This is a genomic window from Longimicrobium sp. (assembly GCA_036387335.1).
GTDB lineage: Bacteria > Gemmatimonadota > Gemmatimonadetes > Longimicrobiales > Longimicrobiaceae > Longimicrobium.
This window is the reverse complement of sequence record DASVTZ010000177.1, coordinates 16,099-39,630: the sequence shown is the minus strand read 5'-3', so window position 1 is coordinate 39,630 and position 23,532 is coordinate 16,099. Positions and strand designations below refer to the sequence as shown.

The 23,532-nt window shown below is 69.4% G+C and carries 22 protein-coding genes and 8 tRNA genes; 10 read left to right on the top strand and 20 right to left on the bottom strand.

Going from position 1 to position 23,532, the window contains the following annotated elements; translation table 11 throughout:
- Window positions 1–50: 50 nt before the first annotated feature.
- The 8 genes from VF647_17265 to VF647_17230 form a co-directional block, all read right to left on the bottom strand.
- A tRNA-Asp gene (locus VF647_17265) sits at window positions 51–124 on the bottom strand.
- Between the two features lie 45 nt (window positions 125–169).
- Window positions 170–242: transfer RNA gene (locus VF647_17260), tRNA-Gly, on the bottom strand.
- A gap of 7 nt (window positions 243–249) precedes the next feature.
- Window positions 250–321 (bottom strand) — tRNA-Glu (locus tag VF647_17255).
- Between the two features lie 22 nt (window positions 322–343).
- Window positions 344–416 (bottom strand) — tRNA-Thr (locus VF647_17250).
- A 29-nt stretch (window positions 417–445) separates the two neighbouring features.
- Window positions 446–518: transfer RNA gene (locus tag VF647_17245), tRNA-Glu, on the bottom strand.
- Between the two features lie 19 nt (window positions 519–537).
- A tRNA-Trp gene (locus tag VF647_17240) sits at window positions 538–610 on the bottom strand.
- A 25-nt stretch (window positions 611–635) separates the two neighbouring features.
- A tRNA-Phe gene (locus VF647_17235) sits at window positions 636–708 on the bottom strand.
- Between the two features lie 44 nt (window positions 709–752).
- A tRNA-Met gene (locus VF647_17230) sits at window positions 753–826 on the bottom strand.
- 241 nt (window positions 827–1,067) lie between these two features.
- Here VF647_17230 and VF647_17225 point away from each other — a divergent pair.
- The 3 genes from VF647_17225 (at window position 1,068) to VF647_17215 (ending at window position 4,014) form a co-directional block, all read left to right on the top strand.
- The gene (locus tag VF647_17225) at window positions 1,068–3,215 is read left to right on the top strand and encodes a prolyl oligopeptidase family serine peptidase (GenBank protein HEX8453848.1); all 2,148 of its coding nucleotides are present in this window, start codon (window positions 1,068–1,070) and stop codon (window positions 3,213–3,215) included.
- 119 nt (window positions 3,216–3,334) lie between these two features.
- Entirely contained in the window at window positions 3,335–3,673 is a 339-nt protein-coding gene (locus VF647_17220; GenBank protein HEX8453847.1) for a hypothetical protein, read from the top strand.
- Window positions 3,670–4,014, top strand: a complete 345-nt coding sequence (locus VF647_17215; GenBank protein HEX8453846.1) for a type II toxin-antitoxin system RelE/ParE family toxin — start codon at window positions 3,670–3,672, stop codon at window positions 4,012–4,014. The genes VF647_17220 and VF647_17215 overlap by 4 nt, the downstream gene beginning before the upstream one ends.
- Window positions 4,015–4,041: 27 nt before the next feature.
- Here VF647_17215 and VF647_17210 read toward each other — a convergent pair whose 3' ends face one another.
- From VF647_17210 to aspA, 8 genes are all read right to left on the bottom strand, one after another.
- Window positions 4,042–4,650 carry a hypothetical protein gene (locus VF647_17210; GenBank protein ID HEX8453845.1) on the bottom strand — a complete coding sequence of 203 codons (609 nt, stop codon included), beginning with the start codon at window positions 4,648–4,650 and terminating at the stop codon, window positions 4,042–4,044.
- 171 nt (window positions 4,651–4,821) lie between these two features.
- Entirely contained in the window at window positions 4,822–7,272 is a 2,451-nt protein-coding gene (gene leuS, locus VF647_17205) for a leucine--tRNA ligase (protein ID HEX8453844.1), read from the bottom strand.
- Between the two features lie 114 nt (window positions 7,273–7,386).
- Window positions 7,387–8,610, bottom strand: coding sequence for a hypothetical protein (locus VF647_17200; protein HEX8453843.1), 1,224 nt, complete (start codon window positions 8,608–8,610; stop codon window positions 7,387–7,389).
- Window positions 8,611–8,687: 77 nt separating this feature from the next.
- Window positions 8,688–9,743: an aminopeptidase gene (locus VF647_17195; protein HEX8453842.1), complete on the bottom strand. Its 1,056-nt coding sequence runs from the start codon at window positions 9,741–9,743 to the stop codon at window positions 8,688–8,690.
- A gap of 99 nt (window positions 9,744–9,842) precedes the next feature.
- The gene (locus VF647_17190) at window positions 9,843–10,283 is read right to left on the bottom strand and encodes a hypothetical protein (GenBank protein HEX8453841.1); all 441 of its coding nucleotides are present in this window, start codon (window positions 10,281–10,283) and stop codon (window positions 9,843–9,845) included.
- Complete coding sequence (locus VF647_17185) at window positions 10,284–10,544, bottom strand: hypothetical protein (protein HEX8453840.1); 261 nt, start codon at window positions 10,542–10,544, stop codon at window positions 10,284–10,286.
- 244 nt (window positions 10,545–10,788) lie between these two features.
- Window positions 10,789–12,525: an aminodeoxychorismate synthase component I gene (gene pabB, locus VF647_17180; protein HEX8453839.1), complete on the bottom strand. Its 1,737-nt coding sequence runs from the start codon at window positions 12,523–12,525 to the stop codon at window positions 10,789–10,791.
- Window positions 12,526–12,539: 14 nt separating this feature from the next.
- Complete coding sequence (aspA, locus tag VF647_17175; GenBank protein HEX8453838.1) at window positions 12,540–14,417, bottom strand: aspartate ammonia-lyase; 1,878 nt, start codon at window positions 14,415–14,417, stop codon at window positions 12,540–12,542.
- Between the two features lie 193 nt (window positions 14,418–14,610).
- Here aspA and VF647_17170 point away from each other — a divergent pair, with 193 nt between their 5' ends.
- Window positions 14,611–15,504 (top strand): hypothetical protein, encoded by an 894-nt coding sequence (locus VF647_17170; GenBank protein HEX8453837.1) that lies wholly within the window; start codon window positions 14,611–14,613, stop codon window positions 15,502–15,504.
- 297 nt (window positions 15,505–15,801) lie between these two features.
- Here VF647_17170 and VF647_17165 read toward each other — a convergent pair whose 3' ends face one another.
- A complete protein-coding gene (locus VF647_17165) occupies window positions 15,802–16,440 on the bottom strand; it encodes a hypothetical protein (protein ID HEX8453836.1) in 639 nt (212 codons plus the stop codon).
- A 154-nt stretch (window positions 16,441–16,594) separates the two neighbouring features.
- Between VF647_17165 and VF647_17160 the strand changes: the two genes are divergently transcribed.
- Together VF647_17160 and VF647_17155 are read left to right on the top strand one after the other, a co-directional pair.
- A complete protein-coding gene (locus tag VF647_17160; GenBank protein HEX8453835.1) occupies window positions 16,595–17,527 on the top strand; it encodes a hypothetical protein in 933 nt (310 codons plus the stop codon).
- The gene (locus VF647_17155; protein ID HEX8453834.1) at window positions 17,524–18,384 is read left to right on the top strand and encodes a metallophosphoesterase; all 861 of its coding nucleotides are present in this window, start codon (window positions 17,524–17,526) and stop codon (window positions 18,382–18,384) included. The genes VF647_17160 and VF647_17155 overlap by 4 nt, the downstream gene beginning before the upstream one ends.
- Here VF647_17155 and VF647_17150 read toward each other — a convergent pair.
- A complete protein-coding gene (locus tag VF647_17150) occupies window positions 18,359–19,366 on the bottom strand; it encodes a hypothetical protein (protein ID HEX8453833.1) in 1,008 nt (335 codons plus the stop codon). The two genes, VF647_17155 and VF647_17150, sit on opposite strands and share 26 nt — an antisense overlap.
- Before the next feature lie 346 nt (window positions 19,367–19,712).
- On the opposite strand from VF647_17150, the gene VF647_17145 reads away from it, so the two are divergent.
- The gene (locus tag VF647_17145; protein HEX8453832.1) at window positions 19,713–20,516 is read left to right on the top strand and encodes a gamma-glutamyl-gamma-aminobutyrate hydrolase family protein; all 804 of its coding nucleotides are present in this window, start codon (window positions 19,713–19,715) and stop codon (window positions 20,514–20,516) included.
- A 271-nt stretch (window positions 20,517–20,787) separates the two neighbouring features.
- Here VF647_17145 and VF647_17140 read toward each other — a convergent pair whose 3' ends face one another.
- Both VF647_17140 and VF647_17135 read right to left on the bottom strand, forming a co-directional pair.
- Window positions 20,788–21,003, bottom strand: coding sequence for a hypothetical protein (locus VF647_17140; GenBank protein HEX8453831.1), 216 nt, complete (start codon window positions 21,001–21,003; stop codon window positions 20,788–20,790).
- On the bottom strand, window positions 21,000–21,806 hold the full coding sequence (locus tag VF647_17135; protein HEX8453830.1) for a hypothetical protein: 807 nt from the start codon (window positions 21,804–21,806) through the stop codon (window positions 21,000–21,002). The genes VF647_17140 and VF647_17135 overlap by 4 nt, the downstream gene beginning before the upstream one ends.
- Before the next feature lie 158 nt (window positions 21,807–21,964).
- On the opposite strand from VF647_17135, the gene VF647_17130 reads away from it, so the two are divergent.
- Genes VF647_17130 through VF647_17120 form a run of 3 tightly spaced genes read left to right on the top strand, consistent with a single transcriptional unit; the run spans window position 21,965 to window position 23,444 of the window.
- The gene (locus VF647_17130; GenBank protein ID HEX8453829.1) at window positions 21,965–22,717 is read left to right on the top strand and encodes a DsbA family protein; all 753 of its coding nucleotides are present in this window, start codon (window positions 21,965–21,967) and stop codon (window positions 22,715–22,717) included.
- Window positions 22,714–23,202: a vitamin K epoxide reductase family protein gene (locus VF647_17125; protein HEX8453828.1), complete on the top strand. Its 489-nt coding sequence runs from the start codon at window positions 22,714–22,716 to the stop codon at window positions 23,200–23,202. Before VF647_17130 ends, VF647_17125 begins: the two co-directional genes overlap by 4 nt.
- Before the next feature lie 29 nt (window positions 23,203–23,231).
- Window positions 23,232–23,444, top strand: coding sequence for a hypothetical protein (locus VF647_17120; GenBank protein ID HEX8453827.1), 213 nt, complete (start codon window positions 23,232–23,234; stop codon window positions 23,442–23,444).
- Window positions 23,445–23,532 lie beyond the last annotated feature (88 nt).

Here is a 23,532-nt window from a genome sequence, read left to right as displayed (position 1 = left end):
GTGAGCGAACCAACCCGGATTTTCAAAAAGCACTTTCGCTCATCTTCAAGCGGGGCCGACGGGACTCGAACCCGCGACCTCCGGAGTGACAGTCCGGCACTCTAACCGACTGAGCTACGGCCCCTTGGGTACTGCTTGCGGAGAACTCACCTCTCCGGTCCTTCAACAGAGCGGGAAACCGGGCTCGAACCGGCGACCTCAACCTTGGCAAGGTTGCGCTCTACCAACTGAGCTATTCCCGCGTACCAGCGCTCCCACGGGGAGTCGAACCCCGCTCTCAACCTTGAAAGGGTCGTGTCCTAACCGATAGACGATGGGAGCCGATCCCGATCAATTCCCTACAAGCTCGCGATGGGACTCGAACCCATGACCTCTTCCTTACCAAGGAAGTGCTCTGCCGGCTGAGCTACGCGAGCAACGCCCGGGTCCCGAGCTTGTCCGTCAATACCGCTACGGGGATTCGAACCCCGGTTTGCGCCGTGAGAGGGCGCCGTCCTAGTCCCCTAGACGATAGCGGCGTATCGCTTGGTGTCCGCACACGCCCGGAGGGAATCGAACCCCCAACCGCCGGTTTTGGAGACCGGTGCTCTACCAATTGAGCTACAGGCGTACAGACTTCACATTCTCGACCCAGATGGCCAGGGAGGGAGTCGAACCCCCGACACTGCGATTTTCAGTCGCATGCTCTACCAACTGAGCTACCTGGCCCCGAACAAAAAACCGCCCGGCTTCGGCGGCGGGGTTTGGGGCTATAGCGGGGGCGGGATTCGAACCCGCGACCTTCGGGTTATGAGCCCGACGAGCTACCAGGCTGCTCCACCCCGCGACACAGAGCCACCAATCTAACCTGCCCCTCCCCCACCGTCAACCCCCGTTTTCCCCGCCCCGCAGGCGCCGCGGGACGGGCCCGCCGGGGAGGGACAAACATATTCCGATTTCCCGGAAACGGAAGCCCTTGACAACAATCCGCCTCCGGTTAGCGCCCCGCGCCGGTTGCCGCCCCGGGAAAACGTTCGTATCGTGGCACCATCCCGCTCCACGTTTCCCAAGCTACCCCGATCGGAGCCATGAACCCAATCGTTCCGTCCCGCGCCGGATGGGCGCTCGCGGCGATGCTCCTCGCACCCGCGGCGGCGCACGCGCAGGGCCTGGAGTATCCGCAGACGCGCCGCGGCGAGCAGGTGGACGTCTATCACGGCACCAGCGTGGCGGACCCGTTCCGCTGGCTGGAGGACACCGACTCGCCCGAGACGCGCGCCTGGATCGCCGCGCAGAACCGGCTGACGAGCTCGTACCTGGAGTCGATCCCGCAGCGGCGGCGCATCGAGCAGCGGCTGACGCAGCTCTGGAACTACGAGCGCAACGGCACGCCGTTCAAGCGCGCGGGGCGCTACTTCTGGTGGAAGAACAACGGCCTGCAGAACCAGTCCGTGCTCTACACCGCCCCGTCGCTCGCCGCCACGCCGCGCGTGGTGCTGGACCCCAACCGCCTCTCCACGGACGGCACGCTGGCCGTCTCCGCCACATCGGTGAGCGAGGACGGGAAGCTGCTGGGGTACGGCGTGTCGTCCGGCGGATCGGACTGGCAGGAGTTGCGGGTGCGCGACGTGGCCACGGCCCGTGACCTCTCCGACCGCATCCAGTGGGTGAAGTTCTCGGGGATCAGCTGGACGCACGACGGGCGCGGCTTCTTCTACTCCCGCTACCCGCAGCCCACCGGCAACGCGCTCACCGCCACGGTGCGCAACCAGAAGCTGTACTACCACCGCCTGGGGACGCCGCAGTCCGCCGACGTGCTGGTGTACGAGCGCACGGACCAGCCGGACTGGGGCTTCGGCGGCTTCGTGACCGAGGACGGGCGCTACCTGGTGGTCAACGTCACCCAGGGGACGGACCGCCGGAACCGCGTGTACATCAAGGATCTGGGCACCGCCGCAACCCCGCGCCTCACCGGCGAGATGGTGAAGCTGCTGGACGACTTCGACGCGGACTACAGCTACGTGGGGAACGACGGACCCATCTTCTTCTTCCAGACGGACCTGGAGGCGCCGCGCGGGCGAGTGATCTCCATCGACCTGCGCAACCCCGCGCGCGACCGCTGGCGCACCGTCGTCCCGCAGGCGCCGGACGCCATGAGCGGCGTGACGATGGCCGGCGGGCGGCTGGTCGCGCAGTACATGCACGACGTGGCCTCGCAGGTGCGCATCTTCGACAAGACGGGCGCGCCGATGCGCACCGTCCAGCTTCCGGGGCTCGGCTCGGTCGGCGGCCTCTCCGGCGAGCCGGACGACCCGGAGCTGTTCTACTCGTTCGCGTCGTACCTGAGCCCCAGCACGGTGTACCGCCACGACGTGCGCACCGGGCGCTCGAACGTCGTGTGGGCGCCGCGCGTGGCCTTCGACGCCAGCCAGTACGAGACGCGGCAGCTCTTCTTCCGGAGCAAGGACGGCACGCGCGTCCCCATGTTCGTGACGCACCGCAAGGGGATTGCGCTGGACGGCAACAACCCCACGCTGCTGTACGGCTACGGCGGCTTCAACTCGGCCGTGACGCCGGGGTTCGCCGCGAGCGTGGCGGTGTGGCTGGAGATGGGGGGCGTCTACGCGGTCGCCAACATCCGCGGCGGCAGCGAGTACGGCGAGGAGTGGCACGCCGCGGGGACCAAGGAGCGGAAGCAGAACGTCTTCGATGACTTCATCGGCGCGGCGGAGCACCTCATCGCGCAGCGGTACACCTCGCCCGCGAAGCTGGCCATCTCCGGCGGCTCGAACGGCGGGCTGCTGGTGGGCGCGGTGCTCAACCAGCGCCCCGAGCTGTTCGGCGCCGCGCTCCCCGCGGTGGGGGTGATGGACATGCTGCGCTTCCACAAGTTCACCATCGGCTGGGCCTGGACCTCGGACTACGGCTCGCCGGACGACGCGCAGCTCTTCCCGTCCATCTACGCCTACTCGCCGCTGCACAACATCAAGCCGGGGACGCGCTACCCGGCCGTGCTGGTGACGACGGGCGACCACGACGACCGCGTCGTGCCCGGCCACTCGTTCAAGTACGCCGCCACGCTGCAGGCCGCGCAGGCGGGCCCTGCGCCTGTCCTCATCCGCATCGAGACGCGTGGCGGCCACGGCGCCGGCAAGCCCACGCAGATGCAGATCGAGGAGGCGGCAGATCGGTGGGCGTTCCTGGCGCGGAATCTTGGGATGCGGACGAGCTTCTAAAGACTGGGCCCACACAGAGACAAAGAGGCACAGAGATGAGTTGATCTCTGTGCCTCTTTGTCTTGCCGGAGAGTGGCACGACATATAATTATCATATGTAACTCATACAGTGGAGACCAATGTTCAAGTCTGAGGATATTCACCCCGTCACCGACTTCGTGCGCAACCACAAGCGGCACCACGAGCAGCTGCGCAGGACGGGGCGCCCAGAAGTGCTCACGATCAACGGAACCGCCGAGCTCGTCCTGCAGGATGTGCGGGCGTACGAGCGAGACGCTGAAGAGGCGAGTCGCATCCGCGAAGAGAACCGCGAGCTGCGTGAGAGGCTGGACGAGCTGGAGACGCTGAACGCTCTCGAAGAGGCGTACGGCGAGTTGCGACGAGGCGAGGGGCGGCCCCTGGAGGAAGTGCTTCCCGCGCTTCGTGACCGGCTCGGCATCGGGAAGGCATCGCGTTGAAGCGGTTCACCGTACTCCTGGCGCCTCGGCTGGAGGACGACGTCGAGAAGCTCGTCGCGCACCTTCGCGATCGTGAGGAGAAGGGCGAGATAACTGCTGGTTATACGGAGTCGTGGTACGGCATGCTCGAAGAGACCCTCGCCGGCCTCCGCACGCCCGCCGAGCGCCACCCGTGGGCACCGGAGCGCAGAGCGTGGAGGCGGGACGTGCGCAACGCCCTTTTCGCCAACTACCGCATCCTCTACCTGATCGTGGACGACCGCGTGTGGGCCATGCGCGTCCGGCATCAGCGACAGGCTCAGCTCAGGCGCCCGGGGACCGGGACAACGCCGCCGCTCTGATCGCCTGGCGCACACCCATCGCACAAATCAGCAGAGATAGCGGCCCTCGTCAGCGAGGTCCTCGAGCAGGCGGCCGGTGGCGTTCTCTTCTTCGGCGGCGCGGCGGAGGGCGCCGGTGGCGTGATGGCGGGCGCCGCAGGTGGTGCAGGCCAGGTAGTGCTGCCGCCAGACCGCGACCTCGCTCCAGTTGCCCGTGCACTCGGAGCGCACGTGGCGCAGGTGGAGGCGCTCGTCCACCGCCAGGCGCTCCTCCTCGGCCTCGGTGAAGGCTTCGAGCTGCGGCTCGAAGTGGCAGTGGAAGCAGGTGAGCGAGTGTGGCAGGTTGATGGCGGCGCCGCGCTGCAGCTCCAGCTCCTTGCCGCACCGGGGGCAGAACCCCGCGAACCAGCGCACCCGGTACTGGCGCGAGAACCAGATCGCCAGGTACGCCCCCGCCACGAAGCAGAGGACCGGCCACGGGTAGTGCGGCGGCACCCAGAACGACACCGGCGCCACCCCCCAGAACACCGCCAGCGACAGCACCGACGCCACCACCCGGAACGCGAACGGCCTGCGCCACAGCCCCAGCCGCGCCGGAGCGGGCGGGTACGCGCGCAGGATCAGGTGTACCGGCGGTGCCTGGAAGATGCTTCTCATGGCCGCCCCACGGGTGAGGTTTGCGGAGCCTGTTCGAACATATATACGGCGGACGGCGGGCACAACGAAGGGGAATGGGGAATGGGGAATGGGCATGTACGCAAGCAACCCCTCCCCCAGGCAGTTTTGGGGAGGGGTCGCGAGGAACGAGCGGGGGAGGGGGCCCGCCCCTCACACCACCAGGTTCACCAGCCGGTCCGCCACGAAGATCACCTTTCGCACCTCCTTGCCCTCCGTGAACTTGCGCACGTTCTCGTCCGCGAGGGCGGCGGCGCGGGCGTCCGTTTCAGCGATGCCGCGCGGCATGGGCATGCGCGCGCGCACCTTTCCGTTCACCTGCACCACGAACTCCACCCTGTCCGCGATCGTCTTGTCGGCGTCGTACGACGGCCACTCGGCTTCGTCCCAGATCGAGCTCGTGTGGCCCGTCCGCTCCCACAGCTCCTCCGCCAGGTGCGGGGCGAAGGGGGCCACCAGGCGCACCAGCGGCTCGACCGCGGCACGCTCGGGGGTGCGGCCGCCGGCGCGGACGGCGTTGAGGTACTCCATCATCGCCGCGATGGCGGTGTTGTAGGAGAGCACCTCGAGGTCGTCCGTCACCTTTTTGATGGTGGCGTGCAGCTTCTGCTCGACCGCCGGGTCCAGCTCGCGATCCTCCGCCGTCAGGACGCTGTCCCACAGGCGGTTGAGGAAGTTGAACGGCCCCACCAGCGCCGCGTCGCGGAAGTCGCCGCCCTCCTGGTACGGGCCCAGGAACATCAGGAAAGTGCGGAACGTGTCCGCGCCCCACTCCGCGATGTACTCGTCCGGCACCACCACGTTGCCCTTGGACTTGGACATCTTGGCGCCCTCGCGCACGATGTGGCCGTGCGCGCGGAAGCGGGTGAACGGCTCCTCGAATCCAACGTGCCCCATGTCCTTGAGCGCCATCGTGATGAAGCGCGAGTACAGCAGGTGCAGCACCGCGTGCTCGTTGCCGCCGATGTAGCTGTGCACCGGGAGCCACGCCTTCGTGACCGCGTCGTCGAACGCCACCGCCTCGTTCCCCGCGGACGGGTAGCGCAGGAAGTACCACGACGAGTCCAGGAACGTGTCCGACACGTCGGTTTCGCGCCGCGCGCGGCCGCCGCACGAGGGGCAGTCGGTGAGGTACCATTCCTCGTGGCGCGCCAGCGGCGACACGCCCGACGCGTCCGGCTTGAAGTCCTCGATCGGCGGCAGCAGCACCGGGAGCTGGTCCTCGGGCACGGGCACGGTGCCGCACTCGTCGCAGTACAGGATGGGGATGGGCGGCCCCCAGTAGCGCTGGCGCGAGATCGTCCAGTCGTGCAGCCGGTAGTTGACGCGAGACGTCCCCGCCCCCTGCTGCGCGATGTGCGTGGTGATCGCCATCTTCCCCGTCTCCACCTCCAGCCCCGTGAAGCGGCCGGAGTTCACCAGGCGGCCACCGCCCGTGTACGCGGCCTCCAGCGGCGTGTCTCCGTCCTCCCCCTCGCCGGCGACGACGCGGCGGATGGTGAGGCCGAACTTATGCGCGAACTCGAAGTCGCGCTCGTCGTGGCCCGGCACGGCCATGATGGCGCCCGTGCCGTACTCCATCAGCACGTAGTCCGCGATCCAGACGGGGATCTCCTCGCCGTTGATCGGGTTGAGCGCGCGGGCGCCGGTGTCCACGCCGGTCTTGGTCTTGTCCGACTTCTTGCGCGACACCAGGTCGGTGGCGGTCGCCTGGCGGCGGTACTCGTCCACTTCGGCGCGCTGTCCGTCCGTCGTGATGCGGTCCACCAGCGGGTGCTCGGGGGCCAGCACCATGTAGGTGGCGCCGAAGAGCGTGTCCGGCCGCGTGGTGAAGACGGAGACCGCCATCGGCTCGCCCGCGTCCTGCCCCACGACGGGAAAGAGGATCTCCGCCCCCTCGCTGCGCCCGATCCAGTTCTCCTGCGCCTTGCGCGTCGTGTCGGACCAGTCGAGCCCCTTCAGGTTGTCCAGCAGCTTCCCCGCGTACTGCGTGATGCGAAAGAACCACTGGCTCAGGAAGCGCATCTCCACGGCCGTGCCGCAGCGCTCGCACTCGCCGCCCACCACCTGCTCGTTGGCGAGCACGGTGTTGCAGTTGGGACACCAGTTGACCGCCGCTTCCTTCTTTTCCGCCAGCCCCGCCTTGTAGAGCTGCAGAAAGATCCACTGCGTCCAGCGGTAGTACTCGGGGCGCGTGGTGTCGACGGTGTGGTTCCAGTCGTACATGAAGCCCACGCGGCGCAGCTGCTTCGTGAAGCGCTCCACGTTGCGCGGGATCAGCTCGCCGGGGTGGATCCCCTGCTTGAGCGCGAAGTTCTCCGAGTGGATGCCGAATGCGTCGAAGCCGATCGGCTCGAAGACGTCGTACCCCTGCAGCCGCTTGAAGCGGCCGAAGATGTCGGCGCCCGTGAAGGCGTAGATGTTCCCCACGTGCAGCCCTTCGGCGCTCGGGTACGGGAACATCATCAGGTTGTAGAAGGGGCGCGCGGCCGTGCGGAGCTCCTCCTCCGTCCACGTGTTGGTTCCCCGCTCGTCCCAGCGCGCCTGCCACTTCCGCTCGACCTCGGCGGGCTGATAGCTGCCGGTGATGTGTTCGCTGCTCATGGTCGGTCCCCTGAAAATCGGGCCGCCGCCGCGGGGGAGCTCCCTCGCGGCGGCGGCCTGTAGCCTTCTGCAAATCTATCCCGACGCCCGCGATTTACAACCCCGCGGCGATTGCTACGCGGGCGCGACCTCGGCCGGGAGCTCGGCGGCGGAATGATCGGCGTCCGGGATCGCGCCGCCCAGGCGGCCCTCCACCCGGCGGTCGAGCCAGGCGCGCGCCGGGTTGAACCCCAGCGCCACCACGCCGCCCGCCACCGCCGCCCCGAAACCGTCGGAGAGGTGCAGCACGTCCGCGATGAACGACGAGGCGACGTTCTCCACCACGGCGAAGAGAAGCGCACCGCTCACCGCCATCATGCCGTAGACGGTGGTGCGCTTCAGGGCCAGTCGCGGATCCAGCGCGCCCTGGAAGAAGATGGCGAAGGCGAGGCACACCACCATCACCAGCACGGAAAGCGACTGGCTGATGTTGGTGACCATCAACACGCCGTACGGGATCGGGATCTCGTTGGCCGGGATGCCGGCGGTGGCGGCACGCGCGCCGTGCACCATGCCGTACCCCATCGCCCCCATCATCACCACGCCCAGCCACACCATCGAGTAGAGCCCCTGCACCACCCACAGGATGCGGCGCTGGCCCACGGGATCGGCCACGGCGTAGCTGGCCCGCAGCAGCCCCACCCCGCGGTACAGCGACCAGAGCATCACCGGCACCAGCACCACGTGCAACGCCGCCTGCCCGGTCGCCACGCCGAGCCCCGAGATGACGCTCGCCACCGCCGTGCCACCCCACACCGCGGCGGGCTTCAGGAGGATGCGGCGCCCGCGGCTCACCGGCTTCGCGACGCGCCCCTTGCGCTCGGCGCGCGCGCGGTCCGACGCCTCCAGGTCCGCCAGCGTGAGCGGCTGCGGAAAGAGTGCGGCGAAGCGCAGGAACGCGCCCAGGTACACCCACTGCATGGCGCTCTGGATGATGACGACCGCCGAATACGGCACCCCCGCCTTCGCCACGACGTATGCGGGAAAGAACGCTGTCGCCAGCACGAGCACCAGCGCGCGCGAGTCGGCCCGTGCACCCGCGCGCCACACCAGCGCCAGCGCGAGCCCCACCGCGGCGAGGCAAACCGCGCCCTCCACGTACAGCTCCACCGCGGGGACCTTCGCGCTGCCCAGGTTGACTCCGGCGGATGCGGAGAGGGCCGCGTTCATCAGCCCGCGGTGCGCGGAGATCACCTGCGGCCACACCAGGCCGATCAGCGACTGCACGATGCTCGCGGCGCACAGCGTGGTCAGCGCGACCTGGAAGATGCGCACCCTGGCGGGAGTTGAGGTACTCATGGAGAGGCCTGCTTGGGGGAACAGAGGTTTGCGGGGAAGTGGAAGGTAATGGCGCCCACCGCAACGCACAACGGGGCTCAGGGCGCCAGCGCGGCCACGGCGGCGTACGGGTCGGCGCGGTTGCTTCGCGCGGCGGCGATGATGTCCGCGACCGTCCGCCGCAGGTCCCCGCCGCGCGAGCGGTAGACGCGGTCGAAGAGGCCGAGCCGCTGGTAGTAGATGCGGCGCGAGATGAGCGTGGCGTTGTTGAGCGGCCCGCGTGTGAACCCGGAGAACGAGCCGGCCTTGAAGCGCGGCTGCACCTCCGCCGTGAAGCGCTCGCGTGCGCGCGCGAAGACGTGCTCGCGCTCGCGCAGCTTGTCGTCGCGCGTGAGGTCTGGCCGGGCGTAGAGCGCCTCCAGCTCCCGGACCAGCCCCTCCAGGAACTCGCCGAAGATGACGTCGTCTTCCCACGACGCGGCGGCTTCGCGGCATCGCGGCCCCTGCGCCCCCTCGCGCGCACAGAAGAAGTGCACGGCGCCGCGCCCGCCCACGAAGTTGGCGAAGCTCTCGTTGAACGCCGCCTGCCCCGGCGCGAAAAAAGTGTTGTGGACGATCTCGTGCACCACCGTGTTCCCCAGCGACACGTCGTCGTAGCGTAGAAGCGTGGAGAGGAGCGGGTCGTTGAACCACCCCAGCGTGCTGAACGCCGAGGTCGGCCGCACGTACGTGTCGAATCCCTTCCTCTCCAGCCGCCGCGCCTCCTTCTCCGCGTCCTCGGGGTCGAAGTACCCCTTGTACGGCACCCGTCCCACGATGGGAAACCACCAGGTGTGCGCCTGAAAGGTGTCCTGGCGCGCCGCCGAGAGCACCATCGCCAGCGTGTCCGAGCGGACGCGCGCGAAGAGCGTGTAGCTGTCGCCTGCTTCCAGCCCCAGCGAGTCGCGCGCGAAGAGCCGCGCCTCCTGCACCAGCACCAGCTTGCGCCGCGTCTCCGCATCCGTGGCCGGATCCGCTACGATCCGCGCGATCGGCTTGCGCCGCGCCAGGATCCTGGCCTCCTCCCAGCTCGCGCGCACCAGGTACGCCGGCGAGCACGCGGAGGCCGCGGCGGCGAGGGTGACCACGAGCAGGAGGACGGTCGAGCGACGCATGGGTTATTGGGTCAGGGCTTTCAGACGAGGTCGCGAGTGAGCACCGGCAAGGAATGGGCTAAGCCTGGGTAGTCAACGTAAACAACCACCCTTTGGCGGTCAGCGGCCCTTCGTCCGCCCCTGATCCGTTTCGGATTGTGCGGCGCGCCGCTGCCGCTGCGACTCGACCATCCCACCCAATCGTCCGAGGATTTCGTCCTCGTGCCTGTCCCAAATCACGTTTCGATCCGCGATCATGAGAATCCAGACCTCGTGCTCGGCCTCCTCGATGTGGTACGCGACCCTGACGTGCGACGATTTGAGCTTGTGGATTCCACCTAGCGGAGGGCGGAGCCCGTCTCCGTACTGATGCGGATCTATCGGGAGCTTCTTCTGGATTGCCTTTCTCGCATTCTCGTACGCGGCGTGCCCGAGCTCGCCCAAATCGTCGGTGAGGATGCGAGCTGAGAAGCGTAGCTTCCATGGTTCAGGCACCGAAGGAGGTATGTTCGGGCCGCCACGACCGCCTCTCCCCCTGTCATTCTTCTTCGCGGCCGTCACTTACTTCCTCTGCCCCATGATCTGATCTGCCCTCATCCAGAAATCGTCCTCGTCCAACAGGTCTTCACCGCCGTCGCGAATCCGTTGCAGGCGCTGCGCGGCCACGTCCGAGAGATATCGGTCCTCCAGCACATCCTGGAGCAACTCAAGCATTTCGAGGCTGACGATTCCGCCGACGGGCTCGCCGTCGCGGAGCAGGTAAACGGGTTTGTCCTGGGCTCTCTCAATCGTCTGCTTCGCGCGCATCTTCAGGTCGCCCATAGTGGCGAATACCGCAGAGCCTCGGGTCTCAAACATGTCTATGTCCCCTTTATCGGTGCTTTATAAGGTACTTCAATATCACTGCTCCGCAGGTGTCGAGTCAACCATCACCAACAAGTACCCGATGTGACTACACGGCGCCCACCAGGGTGCAAAGGCGGACACCGTGTCGCTTCACCTGTGAATCCGGTGGCGCGAACAGCACGCGGCGCATTGTATTCGCGCCGCTGTCGCGGCGTCGTACCTAAACGTACTCCACGCGTCGCCAACGGCGGACGGAGTTAATCAGGTAGATGCCGCCGGCGCGGTGCAGGTCGGCGGGGCGGAGGACGCGCTCGCGGATGTCGCCGCGGTGCAGGAGGTGCGCGCGGAAGACGCCGGGGAGGAGACCGCTCGCGAGAGGCGGCGTGCAGAGCGCGCCGTCGAGGCGGAGAACGAGGTTGGCGAGGGTGGATTCCGTCAGCTCGCCACGCTCGTTCACCAGGAGGACGTCGTCGCAGTCGGGGCGGGAGGCGCGGCGGGTGTCGTAAGCGGCGCGACTCGTCGTCTTGTGGAAGAGGAGCGCGTCGCGGCTGTCCACCGGCTCCGGCGCGATTCCGACGCGCACCGGCGATGGCGTGCGGTCGAGCGGGGATGTCTCAACGACGGCTTCTCCGGTGCGATCCAGGAGGAGTCGCACGCGTTGCGGTCCGCTCGTGTCCAGGCCGCTGTGGAGCGCGCGGATGATCTCGCGGCGGTCGAAGCGGAAGCCGAAGTGGGCGGCCGATTCCGCCAGCCGCCGCAGGTGCCCGTCCAGCAGGAAGAAGCCCGCGCCGGGTTCGTAGAGGAGCGTTTCCAGGAGGCGGAAGTCGTTGGGGGCGCGGTGGGTGAAGGCGGCCTTGTCCAGGCACTCACGGTGCTCCGCCGCCGCATCCGAGTCCCAGGTGATCCCGCTCCCCACCCCCAGCTCCGCCCGCCCGGCATCGCGATCCACCACCACCGTCCGGATCGCGACGCTGAACACCGCCTCCCCCGGCGACGCGAAGCCGATGGCGCCACAGTACACGCCGCGCGGCTCGTCCTCCACGTCCGCGATGATCTGCATCGTCCGCACTTTGGGCGCGCCCGTCACGCTGCCGCAGGGGAAGAGCGCGCGAAAGATGTCGGTCAGGCGCGCGCCGGCGCGCGGGCGGGCGTGGATGGTGGAGGTGAGCTGGTGGACGGTTTCGTAGCGCTCGACCTCGAACATCCGCTCCACGCGCACGCTTCCGGGCTCCGCCACCCGCCCCGCATCGTTCCGCAGCAGATCCACGATCATCAGGTTCTCCGCCCGCTCCTTGGGCGATGCGAGCAGCTCCGCCGCCAGCGCCACGTCCTCCGTCGGGAAGCGGCCGCGGGGGCGGGTGCCCTTCATCGGCCGCATCACCAGCCCGCCGTCGCGGAAGCTGAAAAAGAGCTCGGGTGACGCGGAGATAATGGCGCTGCCGTCCACCTCCAGGTACGCGCAGAAGGCGGAGCGCTGCGCGCGCGCCAAGCGGTCGTACAGTGCCAGCGGGTCGCCTCGAAAGGGCGCGCGCAGGCGCAGGGTGTAGTTGACCTGGTACGTGTCGCCCGCCGCGATCAGCTCGCGGATCTCGCCGACGCGCTGTAGGTACGCGGATTTCGGGGTGGCGGCCTCCCAACCGCCCAGCTCGAATCGTCCGTGCGGTATCTCATCCGGATCGGCCTCGTCGCGCCTGGAGAAGAGCGCGAACCAGGCGAGTGGGAGGCGCGGGTCGGGGGTGCGAGTGGTGAGCACGGGATCGAAAGCGGGGGCGGCCTCGTACGCCACGAAGCCCGCCGGGTGCAGCCCCGCATCCGTCGCCGCCTCAACCTCGGCGAGCACGCGGAGCACGTCCTCCACGCGGTCCGCCCGCACGATGCGCTGGAACCCGCCGAAGCGGAACGAGCGCGCCCCCCGCAGCGGATCGAACGAGTCGAAGCGTACGAGAGGCGCGTCCACGGGAGCGGAGCCGCTCAGCTTTCCACCGGGTGCGGCATGGGCTGTGGGCGGGTCATGCGCTCGGGGGAGAGGATCTTGTCGAGGTCCTCGCGCGCGATCCAGCCCTTCGCGCAGATCAGGTCCCAGACGCCGGCGCCGGTCTGGAGCGCTTCCAGGGCGACTTCGGTGGAGCGCTCGTAGCCGATGTACGGGACGAGCGCCGTCACCAGGCCGATGGAGTTCTCCACCATCCAGCGGAGGCGCTCGCGGTTGGCGGTGATGCCCACGATGCACCGCTCGCGCAGCACGATGGCCGCGCGGGTGAGCATGTCGGTGCTCTGGAAGAGGTTGAAGCCGATCACCGGTTCGAAGACGTTGAGCTGCAGCTGCCCCGCCTCGGCCGCCATGGTGATGGTGAGGTCGTTCCCCACCACCTGGAAGCAGACCTGGTTCACGACTTCCGGGATCACCGGGTTCACCTTCCCCGGCATGATGGAGGAGCCCGGCTGCATCGGCGGCAGGTTGATCTCGTTGAGCCCCGTGCGCGGTCCCGACGAGAGGAGGCGCAGGTCGTTGCAGATCTTGCTCAGCTTCACCGCCACCCGCTTGAGCACGCCCGAGACCTGCACGAACGCGCCCGTATCCGCGGTCGCTTCGATCAGGTCGGGCGCCGTCTCGAGGTCGAGCTGCGTGATCTCGGAGAGGCGCTGGCAGACGAGGGCGGCGTAGCGCGGGTCGCTGTTGATGCCGGTGCCGATGGCGGTGGCGCCCATGTTGGTCTCGCGGATCAGCGCGGAGGCTTCGCGCAGCCTGTCCATGTCTTCGCCGATGGTGACGGCGAAGGCGTTGAACTCCTGGCCGAGCGTCATGGGCACGGCGTCCTGGAGCTGCGTGCGGCCCATCTTGAGGACGTCCGCGAACTCGGCGCCCTTGGCGAAGAAGGCGTCGCGCAGCTCGCCCAGCGCCCTCACCAGGTCGTCGATCCCCCAGTGCGCGGCGATCTTGAGCGCGGTGGGATACACGTCGTTGGTGCTCTGGCTGAGGTTGACGTGGTTGTTGGGGTGCACTACGTCGTAGTCGCCCTTGCGCCGCCCCATCAGCTCCAGCGCGCGGTTGGCGATGACCTCGTTGGCGTTCATGTTGGTGGAAGTCCCCGCCCCGCCCTGCACCACGTCCACCACGAACTGCGCGTGCAGCCCGCCGTCGCGGATCTCGCGGCAGGCGCGGACGATGGCGTCGGCCACGTCTTCCGGCAGGAGGTCCAGCTCCCTGTTGGCCAGCGCGGCTGCTTCCTTGATGGCCGCCAGCGCGTGGATCAGGTAAGGGTACTGCGACACCGGTATCCCCGTGATGGGAAAGTTCTCGGTGGCGCGCAGCGTCTGCACGCCGTAGTACAGGTCCACGGAGAGCTGGCGCTCGCCCAGCAGGTCGTGCTCGGTGCGCAGCTCGCCGGAAAGGTACCCGCTGCCGCGCCCGCTCAGGAGCGTGTTGGCGTACCGCAGACGCGACGAGATCACCTGCGCCGCGGCGGTCACCAGCTTCCCGTACAGCTGCGGGTGCTCGCCTGCGATGCGGGCCACGGCGTCGCGCGGGATCTCCACGAACTCGGCGTCCTCGGTCACCACGCCGCTGGTGGAGTGCGGGTAGTCGTCCAGCAGGCTCCCCTCACCGAACGACTCGCCCTCGGTGAGGAGGTGCAGCACCTGCGGCCGCCCGTTGAAGCCCTTCACGATCTGCACCCGCCCCTTCACCAGCACCCCGAACGCGCGGCGCGGCTGGCTCTCGCGGAAGACGTACGCGCCCGCCGGGCAGCTCTTGGACTGCGCGTGCGCGGCGAGCATCCCGAGCTCCTCGTCGCTGAGCGATTGGAAGAGCGGGTGCGAGCGAAGGGCGTCGGCGGCGGACCGGTCCATGGCGACTGCGGGGGCACGTTGGATGTGAGACGAGGGACGGGAACCAGCCCCCGCCCGAGCGCTGTAACCTGTTCTCTCTGCCTCGTGTACGCAACCCGGTGCATGGAACGGAGATTGCACCCCCGCGCCCCTCCTTGGACCGGACGGGCCCGCTTCCGCGGGCCGGTGAGGGGACCACGCAATGGAGGGTCACATGGCGATCTGGGACCGCAACGACAACGGCAACCGCGGCAACATGGGCGGGCGCGCCCGCAACCTGACCGACCGCGCGGGGAACGCGATGCGCCAGGGGATGGACCACGTGCACGACCGCGGCAACGGCGGCTACGACCGCATGAACTACCAGGGCCGCCCCAACGGCGGCTGGAACGGGGATTCGTACGGGGCCGGCGGAAACACCATGGGCTCCGGCACGCGGCCGATGGGGAACGAGTACGACCGCGACATGACGTATCGCGGCGTGCCGGGCGGCAACGACAACGGCGGCATGGGGCGCGACCTGGGCTACGGCTACGGCGCTGGCGATCGCGACGAGGCCGGGTTCGCCTCCATGAACTACGACCGCGAGTACGGGATGGGCGGCGGGCGGATGAGCTTCGGGTACGACCGCGGCTACGGCGCGGCGGGCGGGATGGGGTACGACCGCGGATTCCAGCCCGGCCGCGACACCGACAACGGCGACCCGTTCGGCGACCGCCAGCAGCAGACTCCCATCCGCGTGATGCGCGGGCGCGAGGGGAACATGGGCGGCGGCAACATGGGGCGCGGCGACTTCGGCAATCGCGGGATGATGGGGCGCGACCGCGGCGGATACGACCGGAGCTGGGCCTTCGGCGCGCAGGGGATGGAGCGCACCGACTTCAACCGCGGCGACCGCAACAACCGCCTCTCGTCCGACCGGCTGGATCGCGAGGACGAGTCGTACCGCGCGCACCAGGGCCAGGGCGGCTACAACCGCGGCCCGAACTACGATCCGTACTACAACGGCGGCGAGTTCGGCGCGCAGGGCGGCGACATGGACGACCCCGGGTTCGCGGCGCGCTACGACGCGAACTACCGGAACCGCAGGGACCGCGACTGGTTCTAGGCGAACCGGGAACGGGGAACGGCCCGCCGCGACGGTTGTCGCGGCGGGCCGGTTTCGTTTGGGTCCGTGCCGACCGCGGGCGACGGTGTGGGGTTGGGCACGGGCGGCCACGCGGGGCCGCCCCTACGAGGTTGGGGTGCGGGGCGGAGATCGGGGTGCGGGCAAGGGCGGGCAGACACGCAGGTCTGCCCCTACGGATTCGGTGCCGTTTCGCCCCCTCTCTCGAGAACAGAGGGCGCAGCCCTCTCCTGTTATCGGGAGAGGGGGCAGCGAGGAACGAGCGGGGGTGAGGGCCTCCTACTGCCCCATCCGCCGCTTCAGCTCGGCGAGCTGGTCGTCGACGTTGGGGCGCGGAGGGGGGGGGGGGGCGCCGGAGAGGTCGTTGAGCGCGTCAGAGTAGGCGGTGTCGGTGGCGATGCGCTCCTCCATGCGCGACATGTCGTCCAGCGGGTCGGAGGGGTCGCGGCGGCCGGCGGCGTCGATGGCGGCGTGGGCGCCGCGGCGGCGGATCTCGGCGACCAGGATGAAACGGTTCGCGTCCGCCTCCTTGTAGCGCCGCATCATCTCCTCGGACTCGGCGCGGCGAAGCTGGAGCTCGGCGTTGGCGGCGCGCAGCTTCTCCTCCAGCACGGCGACGCGCTGGCGGTGGCGGTCCGCGAACTCCTTGGCCACGCGCGCCGTCTCCGCGTCGTTGATGCGCTCGGCCATCCCACCGCGGCGCACCGTGTCGTCCAGGGCGCGGCGCTCGCGCTCCAGCTGGGCGGTGGTGGCCTGCACGTTCTTCTCGTACAGCGGGAGGGCGGCGCGCGCCTGCACCATCTCGCGGCGCATGGAGGCCAGCAGACCCGCCACGTCGTCCTCGGGATCGCGCCGCGCCGTCTCCTCCAGCAGGGCGTTCCAGCTCTGCGCGAACAGTCTCTTCAGGTCGTCCAGCATGGGCGGCGGGGAGCGGGAGGTGGTGGTGGCGCGGGCCCCGGAATGTCGGGGCGCGGAGGGGGCCGGGGCAAGGGGTTGGCGGGGCCGAGCTTGGAGCCCCGTGGGCCTGATCCTTGCCTTGACCGCGTCCCCGACGACCACCCGAGGATTCCCAATGGCCAAGACCGAACCGGTTCCCATCCGCCTCCCCCGCATGGGGAACCTGTCCAAGGAAGAGCAGAAATCCGTCACCCACGGCGGCTTCTGGATCCCGGAAGCGGAGCGGGAGATCTACAAGCGTGCCCTCGCGGCGCTCAACGAGGCGGGCGTGCCGTACGTGGTCGCCGGCGCGTACGCCATCTACGAGCACACCGGCATCTACCGCCAGACCAAGGACCTGGACCTCTTCTGCGAGCCGGAGGCGGTGATGCAGGCCATGGAGGTCCTTCGCACGGTCGGCTTCCGCAGCCGGCTGGAGCAGGGGCACTGGCTGGCCAAGGCGCTCGACGACCCGTACTTCATCGACGTCATCTACGGGATGGGGAACGGGCTGGCGCTGATCGACCGCGACTGGTTCCAGCACTCGTCGCCCGCAATCCTGGCCGCGATGCCCGTGCGCGTGGCGCCGGTGGAGGAGCTGATCTGGCACCGCCTCTTCATCAGCGAGCGCCACCGGCACGACATGGCCGACATCGCGCACCTGATCCTGTGCAAGGGGCACCAGATGGACTGGCGCCGGCTGGTGGACAAGACGGGCGAGCACTGGCCGCTCCTCCTGTCGCAGGTGATGATGTTCCGCTACGTCTATCCGGGCTACAGCGACCAGGTGCCCGCGTGGGTGCTGGACGAGCTGCTGGAGAACGCGCGCTCCGCCGCCAGCAACCGCCCTGCCGAGGGCGATGCGCACGACGTGACGCGCGGCACCCTGATCTCGCGCTTCTCCTTCACCATCGACGTGAACGAGTGGGGCTTCCACGACCAGCGCGAGGAGCTGATCCAGCGCATGGAGCAGCACCCCTCCGTCACCGCGCTGGTGGCGAGCGAAGTCTGGGACGAGCGCGCGTCCGCCGAAAAGAACGAGGCAGACTCTGAGGAGGGCGACGGATGACGGATCCGGCTACACCCGCTTCGGACGGGCGGCCCGCGGAGCGGCGGCGCAGGACCGATCCGCGCCCCGGCGTGGTGCGCATCGCCGCCGTCGGCGACTTTCATTGCGGCGAGGAGGACGTGGGGAAGTACCGCGAGCACTTCGCCCGCGTCAACGACGACGCCGACGTCCTGCTGCTGGCCGGCGACCTGACGCGGCGCGGCACCCCGCCCGAGATCAGGGTGGTGCTGGGCGAGCTTGCGGACGTGCGCATCCCCATCCTGGCCGTCCTGGGGAACCACGACCACGAGAGCGGCCGCGTGGAAGAGGCGAAGGCGCTCCTGCGCTCGCGCGAGGGGCTGCACCTGCTGGACGACGAGCCCTTCCAGCTCAACCCGCACGTGGGGATCGCGGGGGTGAAGGGCTTCATGGGCGGCTTCGGGCGCTGGACGCTGACCGCGTTCGGCGAGGCGGCCACCAAGGAGTTCGTGGGCACCACCATCGAGGAGGCGCAGACGCTGGAGTTCGCGCTGCGCCGGCTGTCGACGCCCATCCGCGTGGTGCTCCTCCACTACTCGCCCACGGTGGACACGGTGCTGGGCGAGCCGGAGACGATCCACGCCTTCTTGGGGAACGACCGACTGGCGGAGCCGATCGACCGCTTCGGCGCCTCGGTGGTCTTCCACGGGCACGCGCACCACGGCACCTTTCGGGGCAAGACGGCGGGCGGGGTGCCGGTGTTCAACGTGTCGCTCTCGCTGGTGCGACAGGAGGGCGTGGGCGAGATGTACTTCGTCTACGAGATCCCCATCCCGCAGGACGCGGTGGAGACGATGGAGCCCGCCCCCGCGGCTAGCGGCGCTCCAGAAAGCGCATGAGCGCGGCCTCTTCCGCGTAGAAGCGCCCCGGCAGGCTTTCCTCGCCGGGGCGTATTTCTTTGCGCATCAGCGGCGCGATGGTAAGCCCGCGCTCGTACCGCTCGAAGACGGCGGGGTGGATGTACGAGCTGCGGCACACGGCCGGCGTGTTCCCCAGGTCCGCCGAGACCAGCTTGCAGGCGAGGAGGGTGTTCTTCTTCGCCTCGCTCGGATTCTTGGGCGGCCCGAGCTCCGCCAGCACGACGGCCGCGCGCACGGTGCCGCCCCACGTCCGCAAGTCCTTGGACGTGAACCGCTTCCCCACGATCTCCTTGACGTACTCGTTGACGTCGCGCGAGGTCACGGGGTGCGCCTTTCCCTCGTCGTCCAGGTACTTGAAGAGGCGCGGCCCGGGGATCTCCAGGATCTCCCGCATCACCTCCACCAGCGGCGTGTCGGCCACCACCTGCCGCTGGTGGACGGCCTTCTTGCCGCGGTACTTGAAGACGAGGTTGTTTCCCTCGATGCGCAGGTGGTTCTTGCGCAGCGTGGCGAGCCCGAACGTCTTGTTCTCGGTGGCGTAGCGCTCGCTCCCCACGCGGAAAGCCCCGCGCATCATCAGCCGCACGATGGTGGCGAGCACGCGCTCGCGCCCTACGCCCTCGCGCTCAAGGTGCTCGTCCGTGGCCTCGCGCAGGTGCGGGATGCAGCGCGCCAGGTCGAGCAGCTTGCGGTACTTGCCGCGCGAGCGCTTGGCGGTGAACTCGGCGTTGTAGCGGTACTGCTTGCGCCCCGCCTTGTCGATCCCGGTGACCTGTACCTTGGCCTCGGGGTCGGGCGAGATCTCCACGTCCGTCCACGCCGGCGGAATCACCAGCTTGCGGATGCGCTCCAGCGCCGCCTTGCTCTTGAGCGGCGCTCCGTCGCCTCGCAGGTAGCTGAACCCCGTTTCGGGCGTCCCGACCCTGCGCCAGGGCCGCTCTTTCGTCGTTTTCTTGGGCATTTGGCCTGGGGTGGATACAAGGAGCGGGCCGTGGGGGAGGGCCCCCACCCCCCGGCCCCCTCCCCCGCCTGCGGGGGCGCAGGGCGGGTGAGGGGGAGAATTCGCCGCCCTGTGCATAGGTTCCGGTAGGGGCAGACCTGTGTGTCTGCCCGCCCTCGCCGCCACCCAGACCTCCGCACCTTACCACGAACCCTCGTAGGGGCCGCCCCACGTGGCTGCCCGTGCCATCCCGGGCCCCGCCCCTCGCACCCCGTCCGCGACCTCCGCCCCACCCTCCCGGCCCCGTGTTTGCGCCAGACCTCCGCGCCCGACACCGTACGACCCGAAAACCCGAAGAGACCAACCCGTGGAAGACAGAGATCCCGTGCTGCACCCCGAACGCCCGCTGATCGCCGTGACCACCTCGCTCGCGCCCGTGGGGGCGCACGGGCTACCGGGGGTGAAGCTGAACGCGCAGTACATCGCGGCGGTGGAGGCGCCCGGCGGCGCCACCCTGCTGCTGACCCCGGCGCACCACCTGGCATCGGTGGAGCAGATTGTGGGAGTGGCGCACGGGCTGATGCTGACCGGCGGCGAAGACGTGGACCCGGCGCGCTACGGCCAGTCGCCGCACCCCACCGTCACCTCCGTGAACCCGGCGCGCGACGCGGTGGAGCTGGCTGCGCTGGCGGCGGCGGTGCGGCGCGGCATCCCGGTGCTCGGCATCTGCCGCGGAATGCAGGTGCTGAACGTGGGGCTCGGCGGCACGCTCATCCAGGACATCCCGTCGCAGCGCACCGGCGGCCTTCTTCACGAGCAGGCCGCGCCGGTGGACAAGGAGTGGCACCACGCCACCGTCGAGGAGGGAAGCGGGCTGGCGGCGATCTTTGGCACGCGCGCGCTCTTCATCAACTCCTTTCACCACCAGGCCGTGGATGCCCTCGGCGACGGCCTGCGCGCCTCCGCCTGGGCAGAGGACGGTGTGGTGGAGGGCGTGGAGGGGACCGGCGACACGTGGATCTGCGGCGTCCAGTGGCACCCCGAGCGCGGGGAGGCCGAGGCACCGCAGGACCAGCGCGATCCCAACCGGCGCCTGTTCTGGGACTTCGTCGAGGCCGCCCGCGAGTTCGCCGCAGGTACGGCGCGGCCGGTGGGCGCCGCGGCGGAGTAAGGGCCGGTGGGGGATGGGTGTGAGGATGCAGGCGTTGGTGTGGGGGAGGACACGGGCAGCCACGTGGGGCGGCCCCTACGAGGATTCGTGCGAAGGTGCGGAGATCCGGGCGGGGGCGAGGGAGGGCAGACACGCAGGTCTGCCCCTACGATTTCGGTTGTGACGACAGCCGGCGGAGGGGACGGGACACGACGCAAACACCCCTCCCCCAGCAGTTTGGGGGAGGGGTCGCGAGGTGACGAGCGGGGGAGGGGGCCGGGAGGGAGGCCCTTCAGTCCAGCACTTCGAAGCTCTCCACCTCGTCCAGCGGAAACTCGTCGGACTCGCCGGTGGCGACGCGGCGGGCGCGGAGGATGTCGCGGCCGAAGCGGGCGCGCACGTCCTCCGGCACCACGATCAGCTCCGTGCCCCGCCGGCAGAGCTGCACCCGGGTGCCGTCCAGGATCGCGCGCTCCAGGCGGTCCAGGTCGTCCGGCGTCCACCTCATGGAGGGGGCGCCCGCCCGCTGTCTGGCGGCGGGAACTCGGCAGGGGGAGGCGGACCCTGCGCCGGCGCGGGCGTCGTCGTCTGCGCGGGCGTCGTCGTGGTGCCCGTGGCCGGCGCGGCGGGCGCGCTCTTCTCCGGCACGGGGTTGCGCGCGGGCGGCGGCGGGGTGCGCGGAGCGGCGCGCGTCGGGCGCGGGGCGGGCCGGACGGGCGCGGCGATCAGTCCGCCGGGCAGCCCCTCGGGCCGCACCGAGATGTAGTAGTCGCGGATGAAGAGCGAATCGATCCGGATGAAGCCGCTGTCCGGCAGGTCGCCGAACTTCACCCCCGGCGTGGGGCGCGGAAGGTACACGTCCAGCGAGTCGATCCAGGCGTCGAACTCCGCGCGCGAGATCTTTTGAAGATAGCCCTGCACGTCCACCCCGCTGCCGGGGTAGAGGGGACGCATCGCCTGCCCTTTCGGCACCGGCTCCACGCGCAGCAGGATCCAGCGGCGCGGGTTCTGGGTGCGCACCCATACGGCGTTGCGCACCGTGCGGCTCTCCGCGATGCCGGTAAGGCGCAGGCGGCGCCCCAGCTCGCGATCCTCCAGCGGGAGCGCGGACTCGAACGCCTCGCTCTGCATGGGGACCACCTGGGCGCGCTCGCCGCCGAAGTTGGCCTTGGCGCCCACCTGCTTCCCGGGGTTCATGGTGGCGTCGCCCAGGACGAACGCCGACCCCCACGCGAGCAGCGCGACGGTGACGATCCCCATCGTCCAAACCCAGAGCCGCTGGTTGCGGCCTCGTACGAGCCGGATGTCCATCGTGGTCCGCTGAAGGTTGCAGGGAGGCGCCGGAACCGGCGTTCCGCCCCTGGTTTACAAGGCGCGTCGGCTTGCTCTGCCGCGCGCCGATCCGTTATCATGGACCGCCGCCGACGGCGGTCCACCGTATCATCGGACAATCCCACGGAGGAAGAAGCGTGCCCCGACCCGCCCCGGCGGCCAAGAAGCGCTCGCCGCTCACGCCGCTGTACCTGCTCCTGGGCCTCATCGTCGTAGCCGGCGCCGGGGTCCTGTTCACCCAGATGCGCAAGGGCGGCGAAGCTGCCCGCGCGCCCATCAAGGTCGAGATGAGCCCGGCCGAGCTCCAGCGCCTCCCGGGGATGAGCATCGGCCGCCCGGACGCGCCGCTCACCATCCTGGAGTTCGCCGACTTCCAGTGCCCCGGCTGCCAGGGGTGGGCCACCTTCATGGAGCCGCTGATCAAGGAGCGGCTGGTGAACACGGGGCGCGCCCGCTACGTCTTCTACGACTTCCCCCTTGCGATGCACGTGAACGGCTTCATCGCCTCGCGGGCCGGCCGCTGCGCCAACGAGCAGGGGAAGTTCTGGGCGTACCACGACGCGCTCTTCCAGAATCAGGGAAAGTGGGCCTTCGAGGAAGACCCCGTCCCCCTCTTCGTCGGGTACGCCGGGGCCGCCGGGGCGGACGAGGACCGCTTCGAGGAGTGCATCCGCTCGGACCGGTTCGCCCGGGAAGTCTCCGAGAGCGTCAAGCTGGGCGAGTCGCTCGGGGTGGGGGGCACGCCCACCATCTTCGTGAACGGCCAGCGCCTGCAGGACATCCCGCGCGACTACAGCGCGTTCGCCGCCGAGCTGGAGAAGATCGCTCCCGGCTCCACCGGTGCTGCTCCGGCTGCCGCACCCGCGGCCGACAGCGCGGCGGCCCGGTGACGACCTCGCAGGCGGCGCGCGCGGAGGTGCACGGCGACGACTACGCCGACGCCTCTCCGCGCCCGCCGGTGGCGCGGATGGGGATCGCCGTGCTGTCGCTGCTGGGGCTGTTCGTGGCGCTCTACCTGTCGATGTACAAGTGGGGGGTGATGGGCCCCATCCAGTGCACCATCGGCGGATGCGAGACGGTGCAGAACTCGCCCTGGTCCGTGCTCTTTGGGCAGCCGGTGTCGGTGTGGGGGCTGGGCGCCTACGTCACCCTGCTGGTGGTCTCCATCCTGGGGCTTCAGCCGCGCTTCGCCGATGCGCGGTGGGTGGCGCTGGCCCTCTTTGGGATCTCGGGAGTGGGGGTGCTCTTCTCCGCCTACCTCACGTACCTGGAGGCGGCGGTGATCCACGCGTGGTGCCAGTGGTGCGTGATCTCCGCGATCCTCGTCACGCTGATCTTTCTCCTGTCGGTCCCGGGCCTGAAGAGGGCCCGGTGAGCGGCCTCGATCCAACCGCTGGAGGCATGATGCCGGAAGCGCCGGGCCCCACCGTACCCGTCCGCCTTGTCTTCGCGGACAAGGGCACCTTTCACGCGGAGACGGTGCACGTGCAGCAGAGCGTCCTCAGCCGCTACGACCGTCTGATCGACCTGCTCCGCGAGGAAGAAAGCGTGACGCAGCACATGTACCTCGACATGCAGCGCCTCGTCTCCGCCTACGTCGTCGGCGAAGAGCACTGATCCGTACCCGCACGTCCGAACGCCCGCGCCTGACGACAGGTGCGGGCGTTCGTGCATTCACCAAAAGCAATGTCACGCGAAGGCGCGA

Excerpts from the sequence above, each read along its gene's own strand:
- VF647_17225 (HEX8453848.1), top strand. The coding sequence starts at position 1,068 with ATGAACCCAATCGTTCCGTCCCGCGCCGGATGGGCGCTCGCGGCGATG.
- VF647_17220 (HEX8453847.1), top strand. The coding sequence starts at position 3,335 with ATGTTCAAGTCTGAGGATATTCACCCCGTCACCGACTTCGTGCGCAAC.
- VF647_17210 (HEX8453845.1), bottom strand. The coding sequence starts at position 4,650 with ATGAGAAGCATCTTCCAGGCACCGCCGGTACACCTGATCCTGCGCGCG.
- leuS (HEX8453844.1), bottom strand. The coding sequence starts at position 7,272 with ATGAGCAGCGAACACATCACCGGCAGCTATCAGCCCGCCGAGGTCGAG.
- VF647_17200 (HEX8453843.1), bottom strand. The coding sequence starts at position 8,610 with ATGAGTACCTCAACTCCCGCCAGGGTGCGCATCTTCCAGGTCGCGCTG.
- VF647_17195 (HEX8453842.1), bottom strand. The coding sequence starts at position 9,743 with ATGCGTCGCTCGACCGTCCTCCTGCTCGTGGTCACCCTCGCCGCCGCG.
- VF647_17185 (HEX8453840.1), bottom strand. The coding sequence starts at position 10,544 with ATGGGCGACCTGAAGATGCGCGCGAAGCAGACGATTGAGAGAGCCCAG.
- aspA (HEX8453838.1), bottom strand. The coding sequence starts at position 14,417 with ATGGACCGGTCCGCCGCCGACGCCCTTCGCTCGCACCCGCTCTTCCAA.
- VF647_17170 (HEX8453837.1), top strand. The coding sequence starts at position 14,611 with ATGGCGATCTGGGACCGCAACGACAACGGCAACCGCGGCAACATGGGC.
- VF647_17165 (HEX8453836.1), bottom strand. The coding sequence starts at position 16,440 with ATGCTGGACGACCTGAAGAGACTGTTCGCGCAGAGCTGGAACGCCCTG.
- VF647_17160 (HEX8453835.1), top strand. The coding sequence starts at position 16,595 with ATGGCCAAGACCGAACCGGTTCCCATCCGCCTCCCCCGCATGGGGAAC.
- VF647_17155 (HEX8453834.1), top strand. The coding sequence starts at position 17,524 with ATGACGGATCCGGCTACACCCGCTTCGGACGGGCGGCCCGCGGAGCGG.
- VF647_17150 (HEX8453833.1), bottom strand. The coding sequence starts at position 19,366 with ATGCCCAAGAAAACGACGAAAGAGCGGCCCTGGCGCAGGGTCGGGACG.
- VF647_17140 (HEX8453831.1), bottom strand. The coding sequence starts at position 21,003 with ATGAGGTGGACGCCGGACGACCTGGACCGCCTGGAGCGCGCGATCCTG.
- VF647_17135 (HEX8453830.1), bottom strand. The coding sequence starts at position 21,806 with ATGGACATCCGGCTCGTACGAGGCCGCAACCAGCGGCTCTGGGTTTGG.
- VF647_17120 (HEX8453827.1), top strand. The coding sequence starts at position 23,232 with ATGCCGGAAGCGCCGGGCCCCACCGTACCCGTCCGCCTTGTCTTCGCG.